This window comes from Isoptericola maris, from assembly GCF_048065335.1.
Classification (GTDB): domain Bacteria; phylum Actinomycetota; class Actinomycetes; order Actinomycetales; family Cellulomonadaceae; genus Isoptericola; species Isoptericola rhizosphaerae.
Genome location: NZ_JBLUNY010000007.1, coordinates 110,502 through 128,162, shown reverse-complemented (window position 1 = coordinate 128,162; position 17,661 = coordinate 110,502). Strand labels below are relative to the sequence as shown.

The following is a 17,661-nucleotide window of genomic DNA, read 5'->3' as shown; positions in this document are numbered from 1 at the left end:
GCGGTCCTCCTCTCGGTGGGGTCCCCGGGGCGAGGACGCCAGGTCGCCGCCCCGGGGCGTTCGGTCACTCGCCGACGGTCGCGCGGGCGTCGGCCCAGCGCTGGTTCAGCTCGGCGAAGTACGACTCCTTGTCCCCGTCCGCGGCACCGCGGGCGATGTCCACGAGCTTCTGCCGGTAGATGTTGCCGTAGAGGTCGATCTCGGCGGTGTTGACGACGTCGGTCTCGTGGGCCTCCTGGCCCGCCGGGGCGGGCGTCATCTCCACGTACTCCACGCCGGCCGCCTCGAAGTCACCCAGGGTGTCCGGCGTCGGGCCGTCGAGCAGCGGGGAGATGCCACCCTCGTCGAAGGCGTAGCCGGACTCCTCCGCGAACCAGTCGATCCAGGCGCGGGCCGCGGCCTTGTGCTCGCTGTTGACGTTGACGGCGTTCTTGTAGTCCCCGGCCACCTGGGCGTGGAACGTGCCGTCGACCTGGTGCGGGAACGGCATGTACCCGATGTCGTCCGCCGACGCCCCGGCGTCCTCGGCAGACTGCTGCATCTGGGTGATGGCCCAGGAGCCGAGCAGCATGGTGGCGACCTGGCCCGTACCGAGCAGCGTCTTGGACTCCTCCCAGTTCGTCGTGGTCGGGTCGTCCTCGCTGAGGCCCTTCGCGACCACGTCGTACAGCAGCCCGTCGGAGATACCGTGCCACTCGTCGGCGGCCCAGGGGGTGTCGGAGTGGGCCACGTGGGTGTTCTGGTAGTCGGGGTCGCCCATGGCCCCGCGGTTGCCGTCCCACTGGCTCAGCGGCCAGCCGTCGGCGTAGTTGGTGTAGTACGGGACGGCGTCGGTCTCGTCCGCGATGGCCTGCAGGTCGGCCAGGAACTCGTCCGGCGTGGTGGGCAGGTCGGTGATCCCGGCCTCCTGCCAGACCTTCTTGTTGTAGACGAGACCCTGGGTGTTGACGGTGATGGAGACGCCGTAGACCTCGTCCTCGAACGCCGCCTCCTCCACGAGGCGGTAGGTCTGGCCCAGCTCGTCCACGGTGCCCAGCGGCTCGAAGAAGCTCGCGTACTGGTCCTTGGTCACGCTGTTGGGGATGAGCAGGACGTCGCCGTAGTCGGACGTGTTCATCCGGACGGCGATCTCGCCCTCGTAGTCGGTGAGCGCCTCGAAGTTGACCGTGACCTGCGGGTACTCCGCCTCGAACTGCTCCTTGTAGTCGGCGAAGACGGTGTCGACGATGTCGGTGCGCTGCGTGATGACGGTGATCTCGCCGGACGGCTCGCCGTCGTCGGCGGCCTCGCCCGGGTCGGTGCCGCCGCCGCAGGCGGACAGGGCGAGCGCGGCGGCCGCTGTGGCGGCCACGCCGGTGATGTTGTGCCTCGTTGCCATGTCGTGCTCGATTCCGGTCGTCGTTGACGGGGTGACGACCCTCACATTAAGCGCTTAAGTCGCGAGAGGTCAACACCCTCGCTCGATCTCAGCGTGACCCGCGCCGGGCCCGCGGCCGTCAGGCTCGCGCGGGAGCCGGCCCCGTCGAGCCCCGCACGCGCAGCACCGGCGTCGCGTCGAGGAAGCTCCCGTGCGGGGCGCCCTCGATGCGCTCGAACAGCCGGCGGGCGACGTGCGCCCCGTAGCTCGTGACGTCGTGGCTCAGCGCGGTGAGCTGCGGGAACGCGGCCTCGCACAGCGGGGAGTCGTCCCAGGCCACCAGCGAGACGTCCTGCGGGACGCGCACGCCCAGCTCGTGGGCCACCCCCAGGCCCGCGAGCGCCATGACATCGTTGTCGAAGACGATGGCGGTCACCGGCCGGTCCGCGGTCAGCAGCGTCCGCGTGGCCGCCGCCCCGGCCTCCGGGGTGAAGTCGGCACGCTCCACCCGGGCCTCCACCCCCCGCCGTCGCGCCTCGTCGAAGAACGCGAGGTCGCGGATGTGCGTGTGGCCGAACGCCTCGGTCCCCGTCACCCTCCCGATCCTGCGGTGACCCAGTCCCGCCAGGTAGCCCACGCACTCCCGCAGCGCGGCCGCGTCGTCGGTCCACACCGCCGTGGCCCCGCCCGCGAGGGACGGGTCCCCCACGACGACGGCGGGCAGCGCGGCCGCGTCCGTGAGCAGGGGCAGCCGCGGGTCGTCCTGGCGCGGGTCCACCACGACGACGCCGTCGACCCGGCGCGCCGCCCGCCACCGCCGGTGCGCGACGACCTCGGCGTCGACGTCGGGCACGACCTGCAGCAGCAGACCGTAGGACCGCTCGGAGAGCACCTGCTCGATGCCGGCCACGAACTGCATGTAGAAGGACTCGAACCCGAGCGTCTCCGGCGCCCGCGCCAGGATCAGACCGATGGTCTCCGCCCGCGCGCCGGACAACGACCGGGCGGCCTGGCTGGGCTGCCAACCCATCTCGGCGGCGATCTCGAGGATGCGCTCACGGGTCCGCGCCGACACCCCCGGCCGGTCGTTCAGGGCGTACGAGACGGCTCCGGTCGACACCCCGGCGCGGTCGGCGATGTCGGCGATCGTGATGCGAGCCATTCCTCACCTCTCCTCGCCCAGGATCGTACGTCCTTCCCGGGGTCGCGCCCGGACGCCGACACGTCGGTGCGCCCATGGAGACAACTCGTGGACGCGGTGGAAGGGTGGACGCATGAGACCCGAGCCTCCCGCCGTCGACACCGAGGTCCTCACCGCCGTCGCGCAGGGCACCACCCACGACCCCCACGCGGTGCTCGGCCCCCACCTGCTCCCCGCCGACGAGGGGCCGTACGCCGTGGTCCGGGTGCTGCGACCGCTGGCCGACGAGGTCGTCGTCCTCACCGGCGACCCGGACGGGCCCGGCGTCACCGAGCACCCGACGGTGCACGAGGCCGCCGGCGTGTGGTCCGGCGTCGGCCCCCCCCCGGTGGACGCCGACGGCACCCGCCACGCGCCCGACTACCGCGTCCGCTCGCGGTACGGCGACGAGACGACCACCGCCGACGACCCGTACCGGTTCCTGCCGTCCCTGGGCGAGATGGACCTGCACCTGATCGGCGAGGGCCGCCACGAGACGCTGTGGCAGGTGCTCGGCGCGAACCTGCGGACCTATCCCGCGGCCGACGGGGACATCACCGGAACCTCTTTCGCCGTGTGGGCGCCGAACGCCCGCGGCGTCCGGCTCGTGGGCGACCACAACCGTTGGTCGTCCGTGCACCCCCTGCGGTCGCTCGGCTCCAGCGGCGTGTGGGAGATCTTCGTGCCGGGCGTGGGTGCCGGGACCCGTTACAAGTACGAGATCTGCGGCCCGGACGGCGGCTGGCGCGCGAAGGCCGACCCGATGGCCAAGGCGAGCGAGACGCCCCCGGCGACCGCCTCCGTCGTCGCGGCGAGCGAGCACCGGTGGGGCGACGGCGACTGGATGGCGCGCCGCGCGTCGTCCGACCCGCACGGCGGGCCGATCAGCGTCTACGAGGTCCACCTCGCCTCGTGGCGTCCGGGCCTCGGGTACCGCGAGCTCGCCGAGGAGCTGACGGCGTACGTCACCGACCAAGGCTTCACGCACGTGGAGCTGATGCCCGTGGCCGAGCACCCGTTCGGCGGCTCGTGGGGCTACCAGGTGACGGGCTACTACGCGCCCACCGCACGGCTCGGCTCCCCCGACGACTTCCGGTACCTCGTCGACCGGCTCCACCAGGCGGGCATCGGCGTGATCCTCGACTGGGTGCCGGCGCACTTCCCCCGCGACGAGTTCGCCCTCGCCCGGTTCGACGGAACTCCCCTGTACGAGCACCCGGACCCGCGGCGCGGCGAGCAGCCCGACTGGGGCACGCTCGTCTTCGACTTCGGCCGCCGCGAGGTGCGCAACTTCCTGGTGGCGAACGCCTCCTACTGGTTCGAGGAGTTCCACGTGGACGGGCTGCGGGTGGACGCCGTCGCCTCGATGCTCTACCTCGACTACTCGCGCGAGGAGGGCGGCTGGACGCCCAACGTGCACGGCGGACGGGAGAACCTCGAGGCGATCTCGTTCCTCCAGGAGGCGAACGCCACGGCCTACCGCCGCAGCCCCGGCGTGATGATGATCGCCGAGGAGTCCACCGCGTTCCCGGGCGTCACCCGCCCCACCGACACCGGCGGTCTCGGGTTCGGCCTGAAGTGGAACATGGGCTGGATGAACGACTCGCTGCGGTACGTCGCGAAGGACCCGATGTACCGCAGCCACCACCACGGCGAGCTGACCTTCTCGCTGGTCTACGCGTTCTCCGAGCAGTACGTCCTGCCGATCAGTCACGACGAGGTCGTGCACGGCAAGGGCTCGCTGCTGCGCAAGATGCCGGGTGACCGTTGGCAGCAGCTCGCCGGCGTGCGCGCCTTCCTCACCTACCAGTGGACGCACCCGGGCAAGCAGCTGCTCTTCATGGGATCGGAGCTCGCCCAGGACGCCGAGTGGAGCGAGAGCCAGGGCCTCGACTGGTGGCACCTGGACGATCCCGGGCACGCGGGCGTCCAGCGGACGGTGCGCGACCTCAACGCGCTCTACCGCGCCACGCCCGCGCTCTGGGAACGCGACTTCGACGCCTCGGGCTTCGAGTGGCTCGAGGCCGACGACGCCGCCCGCAACGTGCTGGTCTACGCCCGCCGCGCCGCCGACGGCACCCCGGTCGTCGTCGTGGTCAACTTCGCCGGGGTGCCGCACGAGGGCTACCGGATCGGGCTGCCCGACGGCGGCACGTGGGTCGAGGCGTTCTGCTCGGACGCGCCGGAGTACGGAGGATCCGGCGTGGTGAACACCGGCGAGCTGCACGCCGAGGACGTGCCGTCACACGGGCGGCGGCACTCCCTCGCGCTCCGGGTCCCGCCCCTGGGCGGCCTCGTCCTGCGCCGTCAGTAGAGGTACATCGCCAGGCGCCGACGGGCCTTGGCGACCCGCGGGTCGGACGCGCCGACGACCTCGAAGTAGTCGACGAGCCGGCCGCGCAGCTTCTCCTTGGCATCGTCGTCCGCCCCCGGCAGGAGGTCGAGCAGGCGAGCCAGCGCGTCGTCGACCTTGCCACCGAGCATGTCCATGTCGGCCACCGCGAGCTGGGCGTCGACGTCCGTCGGAGCGTCCGCCGCAGCCTGCCTGACCTGCTGCAGGTCGGCCCCACGGGTGCGCTGCATGAGCGCCACCTGGGCGAGCCCGGCGACGGCCTGCGCGTCCTTCGGGTCCTGCTTGAGCGCCTTGCCGTACGCCGCGGCCGCAGCGTCCAGGTCGTCGCGCTCGATCGCGTCGTAGGCCTCCTGGTGCAGCGGCGGCAGCGGCTCCTCGGGCTCCTCGACCGGCGCTTCGGCAGCCGGCTCGGACCCGTCCTGCGCCGGTACCCGCCCGGTCACACCGTTCTGCTCGGCGGCGGCCAGGAGCTGGTCCAGGACTCCGCGGACCTGCTCCTCGGAGGCCCCACCGGCGAAGAGCGGCACAGGCTGGCCCTGCAGCACGGCGACGACGGTCGGCACACCCTCCGGCTGGAAGGCCGCGGCGAGCTGCGGGTACGCGTCGACGTCGAGGCGGCCCAGCAGGAACCGCCCGGCGTACTCGTCGGCGACCGCCCCGAGGCTGGTGGCCAGGTCGGCGTTCGCCTGGTCGGTGGGCTTCCACAGCAGGACGACCACGAGGTGCTTGGTCGAGTCCTGCACGACCTGCTGGAAGTTGGCGTCGGTGAGGTCGACGACGAAGCCACCGGCCGTGGGCGCACCGCCCGGCTCGCCCGGGGGCGGTGACTGCGGGCGGTTCAGCGCCGACAGGTCGACGGCGCCGCGCGGGCTGAAGCTCGGGTCGGGCACGGGGTTGCTCATGCACTCATCCTACGAAGTCGGGCGGGAGGGACGGACCGGGGCGCGACTACTCCTCGGACTCCTCGCGGTCGGTGTTGCGCTTCTTGGGGATCTCGTTGGCCGCAGCGACCGCCACGTGGGAGTACCCGAGCGGTCGGATCGGGTCCTCCGAGCCCGCCGGCGGGACGTAGAGCGCCACCTGGTCGGTGTACTCGACGTACAGCTCGTTCGTCTCGTCCTCGCCCGCCAGGAGCGCGGACTGCGTCTCGGTGAGCGGCGGGATCGTGCCGCCCTCCTCGACGTCGATCCGGACGTTGCCGTCGAGGACGCCCATGACCACGGCGCCGCCGTCGGACGTCCGCACCGTGAGGGGGTCGTCCCGCGCGGCGAACGCCAGCCGGTACCGGCCGTCGGCCGTGTCGAACGTCTCGGCCTCGCGCACGTTGCGCGCGTCGGCCTGGATCCGCTTGACGAGGTCCTGGCTCTCGCCGGGCAGCTCGAACGCGTCGGCATGCTCCGAGTCGTCGGTGCCCTTGGCCACCAGGTCGGCGTACCGGGCGACGGCGTCGGCGGGGGTCACCGCCAGCGAGTCGTCGTCGGGCGCCACCTCCTCGGAGCCGATGGCCTCCGGGTCGGCGAAGTTCGGCATCGTGGTGCCCGGGATGAGCTGCACCCACGACCACAGCTTGTAGCTGTCCCGCGCGGACTCCTGCTGGTAGGCCACCATGCGGGGGACCTCGAGGTTCTCCGTCGGCTGCGTGATCGTGTACGTGACCCGCGGCCAGGTCTCGGTGGTGGGGATGATCGCGGCCCGGAGGTCCGTCGGGATCTGGGTCACGAGCGAGTCGTCGCCCCGTTCCTCGGCCACCTTGATCTGGCTCTTGCGGACCTCCAGCGCCGGTCCGCCGACGCGGCTGCGGAGGGCCTTCGGGTCGTTCTCCTCCGCCGCCTTGTCGAGGACTCCCGCGACGTCCTGCACGACGGCGGTCTCCTGCTCCATCGTCAGCACGGGCCCTTCGAAGGGCTCGTCGGCGACCGGGGTCGGGAGCTCCTCGGCGCAGCCGGCGAGGAGCGCGGCAGCGGCCGCGAGCCCGACGGCGGCGCTCGCGCGCCGCGCGACGCGCGTGTTCCTGGCAGTCATCGGGTCCTCCCGTCGGTGTGGTCGTCCTGCTGCTCGTCGGGGCGGGCGGCCGTGGCGTCGAAGCCCCACGTCTCCCGCCACGCCGCCGCACGCCGTCCCGAGATGGGCGGCGGGTCGTCGGCTGCCGGGGGCGTGGCCGGCGCCGGCGGCACCACGGGCGTCTGACCCGTGAGCGCGCGGAACGCCCGCCCGACGCCGGACTGCCCGTCGGCGCGGCGTTCCTCCTCGCGACGCCGCAGCTCGCGCCGCGTGAGCGGGCGGCCGTCGAGCATCGGCAGCGACCCGGTCGTCGTGGTCGGCGGTTCGGCCGGCACCGACGGGGACGCCGGTGCGGCGCCCTGCTGCGCACCGTCCTCGGCCGCCGGCTCCGGCGCGGACCGCGTGCGACGCAGCCGCGTCGACCGGCGGGAGAACCGTCCGGCGACCGGGACCGGCGCCGTGCCCGTCCTGCTCTCGCCGGGGTCCTCCGGGGAGGACCCGGTCGCGCCCTGCTCGGGGCCGTCGGTCGAGCCCTCGTCCGCGGGTGCCGGGACGGGTGCGGAGACCGTCGTGTCCGAGGTGCCCGCCGTCGCGGCCCAGCCGGCTCCCGCAGCCGCGCCGGCGGCAGGTGCGGTCCAGACCGGAGCGGCTGCCGACGTCGTCGACCCGAAGGGCGACGCCGGTGCGTCGGGCGACGCGGGTGACTCGGGCGACGCGGGCTCGGCCGGGCTGCCGCCCACCGGGCCGGACGACGCCGTCCCCGGCGTCGCAGCGGCAGCCCCGGCCGCGCCCCCGCCCGCACGGCGCCCACGACCCGGCTTCTTCTTCCGGCGGCCGAGCAGGAGCAGCACGATGCCGAGCAGCAGGAGCAGGCCACCGAGGCCGACGGCGGGCCACAGCCACGGTGTGCCGACCTCGCGGTCCCAGCTGAGCTCGAGGGTAGGCGCCACGGCGTCGGCGTCGGACGCCTCGGCCGGCGCCTCCTCACCCTCGGCAGCCTCGGCTTCCTCCACCGGGGCCGCGCCGGAACCGGCAGCGAGCAGCACCCACGGTCCGGGCCGGTCGTTCCAGCGCAGGCTGACTTCCTCGGTGGCGGTCAGCTCGGTGATCCACATGTCGGAGCCCGCCGGGTCCGGCAGCTCGACCTCCTCGGGCTCCTCGGGCTCCTCGCCCTCGGCGGCCTCGGCCTCCTCACCCTCGGGGGCCTCGGGAAGCATCTCGAAGGTGGTCAGGGTGTCCCAGTCCTGGAGGCCGGTGACCCGGGTGTAGGGGTCGCCCTCGAGCCAGCCGAGCACGTCGACGTCACGGCCGACGACCACCGTGACCTCTTGGCCCTCCGGCACCGAGGCGGTGACCGTCACGTCGGAGTCGACGAGGTCGAGGACCCCGGGGTCCGTGACGACGAGCGTGCCGTCACCGACGGGCCGGGCCGTGGCGACCACCGTGTCCGACTCGCGCAGGACGGTCGCTGTCGCGACCCCGAACGCGATGGCGGCCAGACCGGCGATCACCAAGACGGCACCGAGAATGCGTTGCAGCACCAAGCTTCCCTTCGACGTGGACTCCTCAGGATAGGGAGGCGTGGCGATCGCCCCGGACCACGAGGGCACCCTGGACGGATCGGTTCACGAACCCTTCACGAGTCCGGTACCAGCATTCCCGAGCCTCCCACGGCCGCGGGCCCTACGACCACTGAACCGCCGCCGCACGACGGTGATCTTTCCGTTTCGCGAGGATCGGACGTCCGGTTCAGGTGTCGGAGGTTCCACGTGACGTCTATCCTGGCCGGAGCCTCGGCACCCACGACAGACGGAGGTCTACACGTGTCCGACGAGCGCACGCTCTTCCCGATCACCATGCGCGGATACGACCGCGCCGCGGTCGAGAACCAGATCTCCCGCCTCGAGCAGGCCGTCGAGGAGGCTCGACGCAACGTCGAGGCGACCGACGCTCGCGCCATGCAGCTCTCCTCCGAGCTCGCCGAGGCGCACCGCCAGCTGCGTGAGAACGACAAGCCGTCCTACGCCGGGCTCGGCGCTCGCGCCGAGCGACTGCTGCGCTCGGCCGACGAGCAGGCCGCCGAGGTCCTGACGCAGGCGAACCAGCAGGCGTCCGACGTCATGGCGCGAGCCAAGCTGTCGGCCGGCCAGGTCCGCCAGCGAGCCGAGACCGAGGCGTCCGAGCTGCTCTCCAGCGCCCGTCGGGAGGCCGAGGAGATCCGGTCGACCACCGGGTCGGAGGCCGAGGGCATCCTGCAGGGCGCCCAGCGCCGGGCCGAGGAGCTCGTCGGGTCGGCCGAGCGGGAGTCCGCGCTCATCATGAGCACCCTCACCACGGAGGAGAGCGAGCGACGAGCGTCGCTCGAGCGCGAGATCGGCACGATGCGCTCCACCGCCGAGCGGGAGGTGACCGAGGCGCGGGTCACGACGGACCGCGAGGTCGCCCAGCTCCGTGCCGAGGCGGCCGCCGAGTCGGCCGCTCTGCGCGAGGAGGCCGAGCGCGAGTCCAACGACCTCCTCGAACGCACCCGGACCGAGGCCGCGCGCATCGTGGCGGAGGCCAAGCACCAGGCTGCCGAGGCGGCCAACGCCGTCACGACCGAGCTCGAGGACCTCCGCGAGCGCGCACGCCGCGCCCTCTCGGACGCCGAGCTCGAGGCCGCCCAGATGCGCGAGCGGGTCGAGAACGAGGCCGCCGAGCGCCACGAGGTGGCCCGGGCCGAGACCGAGCGTCTCGTCGCCGCGGCCGAGGAGCACGCCGCCGAGGCCGAGAAGCGGGTCGCCGTCGCCCTCCAGCAGGCCGACCAGGTGCGCACCGAGTCCGACGCCTACATCAAGGAGCTCGTCGCCGACGCCCGGCGCACCGCGGACTCCATCGTGGCCGAGGCACGGACCTTCGCCGACCAGACCGTCTCCGACGCCCAGGCCGAGGCCGAGCAGAGCCGCACGACGGCGGAGCGCCAGCTCGAGGACCTGACACGCCGGCACGACTCCATCAACTCCTATCTCGAGGAGCTGCGCGGGCTCCTGGGCAGCGAGAAGGCGGCGGACGTCGTCCCGGTCGCCACGGTCGACGCCCCGTCGAGCCCGACCGGCAGCGCGACGTCCGCAGAGACGCGCCGCGCCGACAGCACCGACAGCGCCGAGAGCCCGCAGTCCGAGAACCCTCTCGACCAGACGCCCGCCCAGCGTGCCCGCGCGGCCTCCGCCCAGTCGGCGGAGGAGGCGTCCTCGCCCACGGACGAGGCGGCGACCAGCCGGGCCTGAGGCCGTCAGGCCCGGTCGGGCACCGTCACCGCAGCCTGGTGTGCAGGGCGGCCACGGCCCGGGCCACCGCGGCCGGCTCCTCGACCGCGCTGAGGTGAGCCGCCTCCGGCACCACGGAGAGTGTCGCGTCGCGGGCCGCGTCGGCCATGTGGTGCGCGTCGTCGACGGTCGTCACGCGGTCCTCCGCCCCGACGACGACGGCTACCGGGCCCTCGAAGGAGCGCAGGACATCGGTCCGGTCCGGCCGCGCCGCCATCGCACGCTGCGCCCAGGCCACGCCGGCCACCGCCTGGGAGCGGATCCAGGCGTACACCGTCGGGTACAGCGACCGCCGTTCCAGCTCCGAGGTGGGCCCGAGGAGCTTGGCCGGCATGCCCATCACGGCGTCGAGGGTCTGCGTCGACTCGACGGCGGCAGCGACCTGCAGCCGTCCCTCGCGGGCCGCGTCGTCGTCGGCGGTCGACTTGGTGTCGACGAGGCCGAGGCCCCGCACGAACCCGGGGTGGCGCTCCGCCATCGCGAGCGCCACGTACCCACCCATCGAGAGCCCGACCACGACGGCGTTGCCCTCCCCCTGCTCGCGGAGCGTCGCGTGCACGAGGTCGGCCGTCGCGTCGAGGCTGGCGGGGAGCTGGCCGAGGTCGCTGTGCCCGTGGCCCGGCAGGTCGACGGCGATGATGCGCAGGCCGTCCGGCAGCGCGTCGACCATGGAGACCCACATGCGGTGGTCGAGCGGGAAGCCGTGCAGCAGCACCACCGGGACGCCGGCACCGTCGCGCAGCAGGTAGGTGGCCAGGGTCGGGCTCGTCATGGTCCTCATCCTCTCGTCGTGGCCGGGGCGACGTCCGAGGCGTGCTGCACCTCGCCGTCGTAGTGCGTGGGCAGCGGGGCGTGGCCTGGCAGCACGTGCTGGACGATCTCGTCGAGCACGCGACGCACGGCGGGCTCCCCCACCCACAGGTGCTTGGCGCCGTCCACCCCGATCACCTCCGCCTGGGGCACGCGGGCGAACCGCTCCCGTGCCTCGGCCGGCTGGAGGTAGTCGTCGTGCTCCGGGACGAGGACCACGAGCGGCTTGCCGAACTCGGCCCAGCGGTCGAGGTCGGCGTCGGTGGCGCGGTGCAGCGGCGGCGAGAGCAGGATCGCACCCTCGATGCTCGGGTCCGCGCCGTGCTTGAGCACGAGCTCCGTCCCGAACGACCACCCGACGAGCCAGGGGTGCGGCAGCTCGCGGAACTCGGCGAGCTCCAGCGCCGCCGCGACGTCGAAGCGTTCCGCGTCGCCGCCGTCGAACTCCCCCTGCGAGGTGCCGCGGGCCGACGTCGTGCCGCGCGTGTTGAAGCGCAGGACGGCCAGGTCGGCGAGCTCCGGCAGGCGCCAGGCCGCCTTGCGGTACACGTGGGAGTCCATGAATCCGCCGTGCGTCGGCAGGGGGTGGAGCGTCAGCAGGCTGGCCACCGGTTCCTGCGCGGCCGGCAGGGCGAGCTCCCCGACGAGCGTCAGCCCGTCCGCGGTGTGCAGCTCGACGTCCTCGCGACGGGCGGGCAGGACGGTCATCGAGCGGATCTGGTGGCCGGTGGCGGCGTCGTCGTTCACTCTTCCACCCTAGTTCGGGTGTCGGCTCACGCTCGCCCAGGACGGCGCGTGCGGCCAGGTCAGCGCAACCGTTCGCGCCGCTCCCAGCATGCGGTGTGCCAGTGCCGGCGCGCCTCGAGGCCGGCCGCCTCGCCCCCGATCGCGTCCCGGGCCCACGCGACCACGTGGGGAGTTCCTGCGGGGATCTGCTGGCGGCACGTCGGGCACGTGTACGCCTTGTCACCGCCGCGCACGCGGCGGACAGTCCACTCCCCGTCACCGGCGCTGACGTGCTGGACGCCTCCGAGGGCGCGGTCCATGTCCAGGGGCTGGTGCTCGGCGCCCCAGGGGCGCTTCCGGGAGGGTCGACGCGACGGCATGCCATCCATTGTCACGCGTCCGCGGCCCTGCCGACACACCTGGCAATCTCGTCAAGGTTCGGCCGCTACAGTGTCCCGGATCCACTTTCGACCGAAGGGCACCTCGTGAAGCTCCGTACCTCCGTCGGCGCCGCCGGCGTCGTGCTGGCCGCCTCCCTCGCGCTGGCAGGCTGTGCCGACGGCGACAGCGCGCCCGAGGAGAACTCCTCGTCCGCCTCCGCCGGGACGTCGGAGTCGGCCGAGGCCACCGACCAGCCCGAGCCCACCGAGGCGGACGTCGCCGCGGTCGCGGCGATCAAGGTCACCGGCGACCCGGGCTCCGAGCCCGAGCTCGCCTTCGAAGAGCTCGAGGTCTCGGTGCCGACCACCCGCGTCGTCGACGAAGGCGACGGCGACGAGCTGGCCGAGGGCATGAAGGTCACCATGCAGTACGTCGCCTACGACGCCGCGGGCGAGCGCCTCGGGTCCACGTGGGAGAACGACGCCCCGGAGAGCTTTACGCTCGGCGACCCCAGCTACGACCTGCTCACCGACCCGCTGCTCGGGCAGCCGGTGGGCACCCGGATCCTCATCGCGAACCCGACCGTCGACGCGCAGAACGAGCCGTCGACCGTCGTCAACCTCGTCGAGATCACCGAGGCGGTCCAGATCCCCGCGCGCGCCGAGGGCGAGGCCGTCGAGCCGGCCGACGGCCTGCCTGCCGTGACCCTCGCGGACGACGGCGCGCCGTCGGTCGAGATCCCCGAGGGCTACGAGGCCCCAGACGAGCTCGTCGCGCAGACCCTGATCGAGGGCGAGGGCGACGAGGTGAGCGCCGACCAGACGGTCACCGCGCACTACACCGGCTGGACGCTGGACGGCGAGGTCTTCGACTCGTCCTGGGAGCGCGGCGAGCCGACGTCGTTCTCCCTGCAGCAGGTCATCCCGGGCTGGACCGACGGGATCTCCGGCCAGACGGTGGGCAGCCAGGTACTGCTCGTCATCCCCGCCGAGCAGGCCTACGGGGCCAATCCGCCGGAGGGCAGTGGCATCGAGCCGGACAGCCCTCTGATCTTCGTCGTCGACATCCTCGACGCCGACTGACCCTCCCCGGGCCACGGCCCGGACCGACGAAGGGGCGGGCCCTCGCTTCACGCGAGGGTCCGCCCTTCGCCATCCCGCCGAGGTAGTACCGGCCCGAGGGCGGAGGACGACGACGGCCCTGCGCTCGGCTGAGCGCAGGGCCGTCGGTGGTCACCACGGCGGGCGAGGGATCAGAAGTCCCAGTCGTCGTCCTCGGTGTGGACCGCCTTGCCGATGACGTAGGAGGACCCCGACCCCGAGAAGAAGTCGTGGTTCTCGTCCGCGTTCGGGCTCAGCGCCGCGAGGATCGCCGGGTTGACGTCCGTCTCGTCCTTGGGGAACAGGCCTTCGTAGCCCAGGTTCATCAGGGCCTTGTTGGCGTTGTACCGCAGGAACTTCTTGACGTCCTCCGTGAGGCCGAGCTCGCCGTAGAGCGCGTCGGTGTACTCGACCTCGTTCTCGTACAGCTCGAAGAGCAGCTCGAAGGTGTAGGCCTTCATCTCGTCCTGCTCGGTCGAGCTGAGCCGGGCCAGACCCTTCTGGAACTTGTAGCCGATGTAGTAACCGTGCACGGCCTCGTCGCGGATGATGAGGCGGATGAGGTCGGCCGTGTTGGTCAGCTTCGCGCGGCTGGACCAGTACATCGGGGCGTAGAAGCCGGAGTAGAACAGGAACGACTCGAGCATCGTCGAGGCGACCTTGCGCTTCAGCGGGTCGTCGCCGCGGTAGTAGTCGAGGACGATCTCCGCCTTGCGCTGCAGGTACGGGTTCTCCTCCGACCAGGCGAACGCCTCGTCGATCTCCTTGGTCGAGATCAGGGTGGAGAAGATCGAGGAGTAGCTCTTGGCGTGCACCGACTCCATGAACGCGATGTTGGTGTACACCGCCTCCTCGTGCGGTGTGATCGCGTCCGGGATGAGCGACACGGCACCGACCGTGCCCTGGATCGTGTCCAGGAGCGTCAGGCCGGTGAACACGCGCGTGGTCATGAGCTTCTCGGCGTCCGAGAGCGTGTTCCACGACTGGATGTCGTTGGACACCGGGACCTTCTCCGGCAGCCAGAAGTTGCCGACCAGGCGATCCCAGACCTCGAGGTCCTTGTCGTCCTGGACACGGTTCCAGTTGATCGCGCTGACGCGGTCGATGAGCTTGAGCTGGCCGGTGGGTGCCATGGCAGGTTCCTTCAGGTGCGGGTGACGGGGTGCGGTCGAGAGCGGGTCGGCGTCACAGCATGCAGCTGACGCAGTTGTCCACCTCGGTCCCCTCGAGCGCGAGCTGTCGCAGGCGGATGTAGTAGAGCGTCTTGATGCCCTTGCGCCAGGCGTAGATCTGCGCCTTGTTGACGTCGCGCGTGGTGACCGTGTCCGGGAAGAACAGCGTCAGAGACAGCCCTTGGTCGACGTGCTGGGTGGCCGCCGCGTAGGTGTCGATGATCTTCTCGTAGCCGATCTCGTACGCGTCCTGGTAGTACTCCAGGTTGTCGTTCGTCATGTACGGCGCCGGGTAGTACGCGCGACCGAGCTTGCCTTCCTTGCGGATCTCGATCTTCGCCGCCACCGGGTGGATGGAGGACGTCGAGTTGTTGATGTAGCTGATCGAGCCGGTCGGCGGCACCGCCTGGAGGTTCTGGTTGTAGATGCCGTGCTCCATGACGGACGCCTTGAGCCGGCGCCAGTCGTCCTGCGTCGGGATGTGCACGCCGGCCTCGGCGAAGAGCCGCGCCACCCGCTCGGTGGCTGGCTTCCACTCGGCGTCCGTGTACTTGTCGAAGTACTCGCCGGTGGCGTACTTCGAGTCCTCGAAGCCGCCGAACGCACGCCCACGCTGCTCGGCGAGCCGGTTGGAGGCCGCGATCGCGTGGTACGCCACGGTGTAGAAGTAGATGTTGGTGAAGTCGATGCCCTCGTCGGAGCCGTAGTAGATCCGCTCGCGCGCGAGGTAGCCGTGCAGGTTCATCTGCCCGAGACCGATGGCGTGGCCCATCTCGTTGGCCCGCTTGACCGACGGCACCGACTCGATGCTCGTCTGGTCGGAGACCGCGGTGAGGGCACGGATCGCCGTGTCGATCGTCGCACCGAAGTCCGGCGAGTCCATCGTCTTGGCGATGTTCAGCGATCCGAGGTTGCAGGAGATGTCGCGGCCGACCTCGTCGTAGGACAGGTCCTCGTGGAACGTGGACGGGGTGGAGACCTGCAGGATCTCGGAGCACAGGTTCGAGTGGGTGATGCGGCCCTTGATCGGGTTCGCACGGTTCACCGTGTCCTCGAACATGACGTACGGGTAGCCCGACTCGAACTGCAGCTCGGCGATCGTCTGGAAGAAGTCGCGCGCCTTGATCGTCGTGGACCGGATCCGCTCGTCGGCGACCAGCTCGTCGTACTTCTCGGTGATCGAGACGTCCGCGAACGGCTTGCCGTAGACGCGCTCGACGTCGTACGGGCTGAACAGGTGCATGTCCTCGTTGCGCTTGGCGAGCTCGAACGTGATGTCCGGGATCACGACGCCGAGCGAGAGGGTCTTGATCCGGATCTTCTCGTCGGCGTTCTCGCGCTTGGTGTCGAGGAACCGCAGGATGTCGGGGTGGTGCGCGTGCAGGTACACGGCGCCGGCACCCTGGCGGGCACCGAGCTGGTTGGCGTAGGAGAACGAGTCCTCGAGCAGCTTCATCACGGGGATGACGCCGGACGACTGGTTCTGGATGTGCTTGATCGGCGCACCGTGCTCACGGACGTTGCTGAGCAGCAGCGCGACGCCACCGCCGCGCTTGGAGAGCTGCAGCGCGGAGTTGATGCCGCGCGCGATGGACTCCATGTTGTCCTCGATGCGCAGCAGGAAGCAGGACACGGGCTCGCCGCGCTGCGCCTTGCCCACGTTGAGGAACGTCGGGGTGGCGGGCTGGAACCGACCGGAGATGACCTCGTCGACGATGTCGCGGGCCGTCTGCTCGTCACCGTCGGCCAGCCCGAGCGCGACCATCGAGACCCGGTCCTCGAACCGCTCGAGGTAGTTCTTCCCGTCGAACGTCTTGAGCGTGTACGAGGTGTAGTACTTGAACGCGCCGAGGAACGACTCGAAGCGGAAGTCCGCGGCGTAGGCGCGCTGGAAGAGCTCCTTGACGAACGCGCGCGGATACTTCGCCAGCACGGTGGGGTCGTAGTACTTGTTCTCGACCAGGTGGTCGAGCTTCTCGTCGAGCGTGTCGAACTCGATCGTGTGGGGCAGCACGTGCTGCCGGAAGTACGCCGACGCGGCCTCGTGGTCCTTGTCGAACTGGATCTTGCCGTCCGGTCCGTACAGGTTCAGCATCGCGTTGAGCGCGTGGTAGTCGAGCTCCGACTGCTGCAGCGGGACCGCTGCCGCCTGCGGAGCGTCCACCGACGTGCTGTTCACGCCGAGATCAGTGACTGTCGTTGCCAAAATCGTCCCAATCCGTCACGGACGCGCTGGGCGTCCTCGGCCGTCCCGAGCAGCTCGAAGGCATACAGGTACGGCACCTGGCACTTCGCCGAGATGATGTCGCCGGCGATGCAGTACGCAGCGCCGAAGTTGGTGTTGCCCGCAGCGATGACGCCGCGGATCAGCGACCGGTTGTGCGCGTCGCCGAGGAACCGGCGGACCTGGCGCGGTACCGACCCGCCCTCGTTGCCCCCGCCGTAGGTGGGGACCATGAGGACGTACGGCTCGTCGACCGTCAGGAATCCGTCGGCGGGGCGCAACGGGATGCGGTGGACCGGCATCCCCAGCTCCTCGAGGTCGAGGCGCTGGACGAACCGGTGCGTGTTCTCCGAGACGCTGGAGAAGTAGACGAGCGACCCCATGTCACCCTCCCCCGAAAAAACGTGCTGCGTACCGCCCGACCGCGCCGCGATCGGGCGGGGTCGTCAGGCCGAGACGGCCTGCTGCGCCGCGACGGCGCTGATCTGGTCGGGACGGAAGCCCGACCAGTGCGTGTCGCCGGCGACGACGACCGGGGCCTGCAGGTATCCGAGCCCGCGGACCATCTCGAGGGCGTCGGCGTCCTCGGTGATGTCCACGACCGTGTACTCGACGCCCTTCCGGTCGAGGGCACGATAGGTCGCGTCGCACTGCACGCAGGCCGGCTTGCTGTAGACCGTGATGCTCATGTCGCACTCCCTGTCTCGCCGCCCGATCGGCGGTCGTCCGATGTCTCGTGTGTCGCGTCCTGGCGTGCGGTCCACGACGGTCTCGACCGACCCCGAGGCCCCCTTCCGAGGGTCCGTGACCAGTGACGACACCGGTGGAACTACGCCGATGTTGCTGCTGCGGCGGCCAGTGGCCTCCGCGTCCCACAAACACTACACCTAGTGTTCGCGGACTGCTCGCCTACGACATGTTGTGGTCGACACGGTTGTTGTTACACCGGTGTGATTCGCCCGGAATGGCCGTCAGGAGCCTCCGGGAGACTCCTGCGAGCATCGTCGCACGCGCCTCTGACACCATCGCCCGTCCACTGCTCGGTCCACCGG

The 17,661-nt window shown here is 71.4% G+C and carries 15 protein-coding genes; 3 read left to right on the top strand and 12 right to left on the bottom strand.

What is annotated here, in order from left to right; all coding sequences use genetic code 11:
- Window positions 1–64: 64 nt before the first annotated feature.
- Together ACH5HR_RS11840 and ACH5HR_RS11835 are read right to left on the bottom strand one after the other, a co-directional pair.
- Window positions 65–1,378: an ABC transporter substrate-binding protein gene (locus tag ACH5HR_RS11840; protein WP_402375682.1), complete on the bottom strand. Its 1,314-nt coding sequence runs from the start codon at window positions 1,376–1,378 to the stop codon at window positions 65–67.
- Window positions 1,379–1,496: 118 nt separating this feature from the next.
- Window positions 1,497–2,519: a LacI family DNA-binding transcriptional regulator gene (locus tag ACH5HR_RS11835; RefSeq protein WP_402375684.1), complete on the bottom strand. Its 1,023-nt coding sequence runs from the start codon at window positions 2,517–2,519 to the stop codon at window positions 1,497–1,499.
- Between the two features lie 112 nt (window positions 2,520–2,631).
- Between ACH5HR_RS11835 and glgB the strand changes: the two genes are divergently transcribed.
- The gene (gene glgB, locus ACH5HR_RS11830) at window positions 2,632–4,851 is read left to right on the top strand and encodes a 1,4-alpha-glucan branching protein GlgB (RefSeq protein ID WP_416477996.1); all 2,220 of its coding nucleotides are present in this window, start codon (window positions 2,632–2,634) and stop codon (window positions 4,849–4,851) included.
- On the opposite strand, the gene ACH5HR_RS11825 is transcribed toward glgB, so the two are convergent.
- From ACH5HR_RS11825 to ACH5HR_RS11815, 3 genes are read right to left on the bottom strand one after another with little or no spacing between them, the layout of a single operon-like run.
- Window positions 4,845–5,792 (bottom strand): tetratricopeptide repeat protein, encoded by a 948-nt coding sequence (locus ACH5HR_RS11825; RefSeq protein WP_416477995.1) that lies wholly within the window; start codon window positions 5,790–5,792, stop codon window positions 4,845–4,847. The genes glgB and ACH5HR_RS11825 overlap by 7 nt on opposite strands.
- Window positions 5,793–5,838: 46 nt before the next feature.
- The gene (locus tag ACH5HR_RS11820) at window positions 5,839–6,912 is read right to left on the bottom strand and encodes a DUF8094 domain-containing protein (protein ID WP_416477993.1); all 1,074 of its coding nucleotides are present in this window, start codon (window positions 6,910–6,912) and stop codon (window positions 5,839–5,841) included.
- On the bottom strand, window positions 6,909–8,432 hold the full coding sequence (locus tag ACH5HR_RS11815) for a hypothetical protein (protein WP_416477991.1): 1,524 nt from the start codon (window positions 8,430–8,432) through the stop codon (window positions 6,909–6,911). The genes ACH5HR_RS11820 and ACH5HR_RS11815 overlap by 4 nt, the downstream gene beginning before the upstream one ends.
- Window positions 8,433–8,714: 282 nt before the next feature.
- Here ACH5HR_RS11815 and ACH5HR_RS11810 point away from each other — a divergent pair, with 282 nt between their 5' ends.
- Window positions 8,715–10,157, top strand: a complete 1,443-nt coding sequence (locus ACH5HR_RS11810; protein ID WP_416477989.1) for a coiled-coil domain-containing protein — start codon at window positions 8,715–8,717, stop codon at window positions 10,155–10,157.
- 25 nt (window positions 10,158–10,182) lie between these two features.
- Here ACH5HR_RS11810 and ACH5HR_RS11805 read toward each other — a convergent pair whose 3' ends face one another.
- From ACH5HR_RS11805 to ACH5HR_RS11795, 3 genes are all read right to left on the bottom strand, one after another.
- Window positions 10,183–10,968 carry an alpha/beta fold hydrolase gene (locus tag ACH5HR_RS11805; RefSeq protein ID WP_402375697.1) on the bottom strand — a complete coding sequence of 262 codons (786 nt, stop codon included), beginning with the start codon at window positions 10,966–10,968 and terminating at the stop codon, window positions 10,183–10,185.
- 5 nt (window positions 10,969–10,973) lie between these two features.
- On the bottom strand, window positions 10,974–11,714 hold the full coding sequence (locus ACH5HR_RS11800) for an alpha/beta hydrolase (RefSeq protein ID WP_402375903.1): 741 nt from the start codon (window positions 11,712–11,714) through the stop codon (window positions 10,974–10,976).
- Window positions 11,715–11,812: 98 nt separating this feature from the next.
- Window positions 11,813–12,112 carry an Rv1322 family protein gene (locus ACH5HR_RS11795; RefSeq protein ID WP_402375698.1) on the bottom strand — a complete coding sequence of 100 codons (300 nt, stop codon included), beginning with the start codon at window positions 12,110–12,112 and terminating at the stop codon, window positions 11,813–11,815.
- A 105-nt stretch (window positions 12,113–12,217) separates the two neighbouring features.
- On the opposite strand from ACH5HR_RS11795, the gene ACH5HR_RS11790 reads away from it, so the two are divergent.
- On the top strand, window positions 12,218–13,195 hold the full coding sequence (locus ACH5HR_RS11790) for an FKBP-type peptidyl-prolyl cis-trans isomerase (RefSeq protein WP_416477987.1): 978 nt from the start codon (window positions 12,218–12,220) through the stop codon (window positions 13,193–13,195).
- Between the two features lie 170 nt (window positions 13,196–13,365).
- Here the strand turns inward: ACH5HR_RS11790 and nrdF are convergent, their stop codons facing one another.
- The 4 genes from nrdF to nrdH form a co-directional block, all read right to left on the bottom strand.
- Window positions 13,366–14,346: a class 1b ribonucleoside-diphosphate reductase subunit beta gene (gene nrdF, locus ACH5HR_RS11785; protein ID WP_402375702.1), complete on the bottom strand. Its 981-nt coding sequence runs from the start codon at window positions 14,344–14,346 to the stop codon at window positions 13,366–13,368.
- A 52-nt stretch (window positions 14,347–14,398) separates the two neighbouring features.
- Window positions 14,399–16,564, bottom strand: coding sequence for a class 1b ribonucleoside-diphosphate reductase subunit alpha (gene nrdE, locus ACH5HR_RS11780; protein WP_402375704.1), 2,166 nt, complete (start codon window positions 16,562–16,564; stop codon window positions 14,399–14,401).
- Window positions 16,561–16,992: a class Ib ribonucleoside-diphosphate reductase assembly flavoprotein NrdI gene (gene nrdI, locus ACH5HR_RS11775; protein ID WP_402375706.1), complete on the bottom strand. Its 432-nt coding sequence runs from the start codon at window positions 16,990–16,992 to the stop codon at window positions 16,561–16,563. Before nrdI ends, nrdE begins: the two co-directional genes overlap by 4 nt.
- A gap of 63 nt (window positions 16,993–17,055) precedes the next feature.
- The gene (nrdH, locus tag ACH5HR_RS11770) at window positions 17,056–17,298 is read right to left on the bottom strand and encodes a glutaredoxin-like protein NrdH (protein WP_402375708.1); all 243 of its coding nucleotides are present in this window, start codon (window positions 17,296–17,298) and stop codon (window positions 17,056–17,058) included.
- Window positions 17,299–17,661 lie beyond the last annotated feature (363 nt).

Bases quoted from the DNA above. Each gene is read 5' to 3' on its own strand.
- ACH5HR_RS11820 (WP_416477993.1), bottom strand. From the start codon at position 6,912: ATGACTGCCAGGAACACGCGCGTCGCGCGGCGCGCGAGCGCCGCCGTC.
- ACH5HR_RS11825 (WP_416477995.1), bottom strand. From the start codon at position 5,792: ATGAGCAACCCCGTGCCCGACCCGAGCTTCAGCCCGCGCGGCGCCGTC.
- ACH5HR_RS11805 (WP_402375697.1), bottom strand. From the start codon at position 10,968: ATGACGAGCCCGACCCTGGCCACCTACCTGCTGCGCGACGGTGCCGGC.
- nrdH (WP_402375708.1), bottom strand. From the start codon at position 17,298: ATGAGCATCACGGTCTACAGCAAGCCGGCCTGCGTGCAGTGCGACGCG.
- ACH5HR_RS11800 (WP_402375903.1), bottom strand. From the start codon at position 11,714: ATGACCGTCCTGCCCGCCCGTCGCGAGGACGTCGAGCTGCACACCGCG.
- nrdI (WP_402375706.1), bottom strand. From the start codon at position 16,992: ATGGGGTCGCTCGTCTACTTCTCCAGCGTCTCGGAGAACACGCACCGG.
- glgB (WP_416477996.1), top strand. From the start codon at position 2,632: ATGAGACCCGAGCCTCCCGCCGTCGACACCGAGGTCCTCACCGCCGTC.
- nrdF (WP_402375702.1), bottom strand. From the start codon at position 14,346: ATGGCACCCACCGGCCAGCTCAAGCTCATCGACCGCGTCAGCGCGATC.
- ACH5HR_RS11840 (WP_402375682.1), bottom strand. From the start codon at position 1,378: ATGGCAACGAGGCACAACATCACCGGCGTGGCCGCCACAGCGGCCGCC.
- ACH5HR_RS11835 (WP_402375684.1), bottom strand. From the start codon at position 2,519: ATGGCTCGCATCACGATCGCCGACATCGCCGACCGCGCCGGGGTGTCG.
- ACH5HR_RS11795 (WP_402375698.1), bottom strand. From the start codon at position 12,112: ATGCCGTCGCGTCGACCCTCCCGGAAGCGCCCCTGGGGCGCCGAGCAC.